The sequence below is a fragment of the Streptomyces sp. URMC 123 genome (genome assembly GCF_051386515.1).
GTDB lineage: Bacteria > Actinomycetota > Actinomycetes > Streptomycetales > Streptomycetaceae > Streptomyces.
In genome coordinates, this window is record NZ_JBPQTV010000628.1 from 1 (window position 1) to 1,150 (window position 1,150).

Annotated in this window: 1 protein-coding gene and 1 pseudogene; one reads left to right on the forward strand and one right to left on the reverse strand. The window is 75.1% G+C overall.

Going from position 1 to position 1,150, the window contains the following annotated elements; all coding sequences use genetic code 11:
- A partial coding sequence (locus ACSNOD_RS31305) for a hypothetical protein (protein WP_436770457.1) occupies positions 1 to 998 on the forward strand: 998 nt, incomplete at its 5' end.
- On the opposite strand, the pseudogene ACSNOD_RS31310 reads toward ACSNOD_RS31305, so the two are convergent.
- Positions 944 to 1,150: pseudogene (locus ACSNOD_RS31310) on the reverse strand (histidine kinase); the annotation flags it as partial. The gene ACSNOD_RS31305 and the pseudogene ACSNOD_RS31310 sit on opposite strands and share 55 nt — an antisense overlap.

Sequence of the window (1,150 nt, forward strand, 5' to 3'; positions counted from 1 at the left end):
ACCACCGCGCGCACTTCGAAGTGGCCGTGCGGATACTCCCGTTCCGCCCGAGCACCGCGTACGACCTGATCGCTCCGCTGGCCTTTCTCTCCTCCGCCTTTCGCCTGCACTGCCACACCTGGGCCTCGCGGGTGTACGCGGCGCAGGTGCGCCGGGGCGAGGCGGGCCGCTCCGATCTGCGGACCATCCACGAGCGGACGCTCAGTGCGGCGTGGCGGTCGCGCGAGCCCCGCCACATGCTGGTCGAGGTGACCTGTGCGGCGGCGGCGCACGCCGAGCACCTCATCGCCACCGCGGCGCCCGAACGCCGCCTGGCGGCGCCCTGTGTGACGACCGGGATCGCGCTGTACACCACCGCCGTGCACCTGGTGTCACCGGCGGGCGGCACAGGACTGAGCCCCGCCTTCGTCGACGGCGTCCGCGCCCTGATCGCCGATGGGCACGTGGCCGGGGCGGCGGGGCTCCTCGTCTTCGCCGCGGAGGTGCGGGCCGAGAGCCTGGCACAGATCCGTGGGCTCTGCTCCGAGGTCATCGCCGCCGCGGGGGGCATCTCCCCGGCCACCCGGGTGGACGTGCTCGCGCGGTTCGCGGTGCCGCCCGCCCTCGCCGACCTGGTCGACCCCGTCGAGCTGCTGCGGGAGGCGGCGCATCCGCGTACGCGGTCCGGAGCGCTGCCCTGGGTGCCCGAAGAGACGCGGAACACGTTGTTCCGCGTGCTGTTCGAGCGCCGGCCCCAGGTCGCCCTGCGCCTGCTGTACGACGACGTGACCCACCGCTGGGAGCGGGCCGCCGGCCTGCTGGAACACGCCGTGGACGGCGTGGTCGAAGCGCTGGGCACGGACGCGGGGGCCATCCTGCACCACGCGGTCCTGCGGGCGCTGGCGTGCGCGTCACCCGACGGTGTCGCCCCGGCGGCCGTGGACGGCGTACGGACGCCGGGCGATCACGGGGCCCCCGCCGGCAGGGTGTCCTTGGCGACCAGGCGGGAGCCGGAGTAGCACAGGCGGTAGAGATCGGCCTGGCCCAGGAGGTTGCCGTTCGAGCGGTAGAAGGCGCACGTGGTGCCGGGCGGCCGGGGCGCGGACCGCGCGTGGTCGGGGGGATACGCGAAGGGCCGCGACGGGAGGAGATGGGCGATCTCGGCGCGTGG